Origin of the sequence: Nocardia sp. NPDC059228, from assembly GCF_042754245.1 — a bacterium.
Taxonomy (GTDB): domain Bacteria; phylum Actinomycetota; class Actinomycetes; order Mycobacteriales; family Mycobacteriaceae; genus Nocardia.
Genome location: NZ_JBHZAL010000182.1, coordinates 1 through 1,044, shown reverse-complemented (window position 1 = coordinate 1,044; position 1,044 = coordinate 1). Strand labels below are relative to the sequence as shown.

Genomic DNA, 1,044 nt, shown 5'->3' with positions numbered 1-1,044 from the left:
GCCGGTACGCAGATCAGATCGGCCTCCTCCAGCCGGTCGAGACCCTGGAGCGCGGAGATGGTGAACCCCGCGTGCGTACGCAGGACCGGACCCTCGGCGGAGACGACGGCGAAGTCGTAGACCGGCAGTCCCTGCGCGCTGCGGTCGAGACCGAACACCTCGCAGAGCACACCGAGCTCGAAGGGGTGCACACCGTCGAGCAGGACGACCGCCACGTTTCTCAGCATGGAAGCAGTGTGGCAGTAATTCGATGGTTCATGACAGTCCTGCCACTGCTGTTTCTGTCGCGGAACGACGACAGTGGAGGCATGAACGCAATCGGTTGTTACTTCGTCGTACTTGCCCTTTTCGGCCTTCTCGCCCTTCCCGGTCTCATCGGGTACATCAGGGACCGCGCCATCGACCGCCAACTGCGGCGCGCGGAGCACCTGGACGGCGCTCCCGAGCCGCCCGCCGGCCGCCCACCCACGTATGCGCCGACGCGGCCACCGCTGCACCGATCGCGTACCACAGCAGGTCAGGCGCATTGAAGATCGAGCCGAGTACGGCCGCGGCAGCGTCAGTCCGCGACGTGTGCCTCGGTCTCGGCGAACGAGAGGAACGTGCGCCAGGGCCCGTTGGAGACGTGCAGTACGGGGCCGGGAGCCGTCTTGGAGTCGCGGATGTGGACCGTCGTGGGGGCGAGGGCGATCTCGACGCAGTTGCCGCCGCCCGAGCCGCTGTAGCTGCTCTTGAACCATGTGAGCTGTGCGGACCCGGTCGCAACTTGCTCGGTACTCATGCTTCTCCTGCCACGCGCTCGATGAGACGGGCAGACTCCTCCGCGTTGAGGGCCTGCGTGCGCAGCTTGCCATAGCGCAGTCCGAAGGTGCTGACCTTTGTCGGGTTGGTGATCACCAGACCCACGTCCTGAGACTCGATGTAGCCGACCCGGCGGTGCTCCAGCGTCTCCAGAATCACCATAGAACCGTTGTGTCCGGGGTGGAAGCCGCCCACCGAGGGCATGACCTGGATCTCGACGTTGCGCATCGAGCCCTGTTCCAG

At 65.7% G+C, this 1,044-nt stretch carries 2 protein-coding genes and 1 pseudogene; all 3 read right to left on the bottom strand.

Going from position 1 to position 1,044, the window contains the following annotated elements; all coding sequences use genetic code 11:
* Nucleotides 1-227, bottom strand: a pseudogene (locus tag ACFXKA_RS43350) (AraC family transcriptional regulator); the annotation flags it as partial.
* A gap of 332 nt (nucleotides 228-559) precedes the next feature.
* Nucleotides 560-781, bottom strand: a complete 222-nt coding sequence (locus ACFXKA_RS43345; protein WP_078075163.1) for a DUF397 domain-containing protein — start codon at nucleotides 779-781, stop codon at nucleotides 560-562.
* Nucleotides 778-1,044, bottom strand: a 267-nt coding sequence (locus ACFXKA_RS43340; protein ID WP_379431962.1) for a Scr1 family TA system antitoxin-like transcriptional regulator, incomplete at its 5' end; no start/stop codon positions are given. The genes ACFXKA_RS43340 and ACFXKA_RS43345, both read right to left, overlap by 4 nt.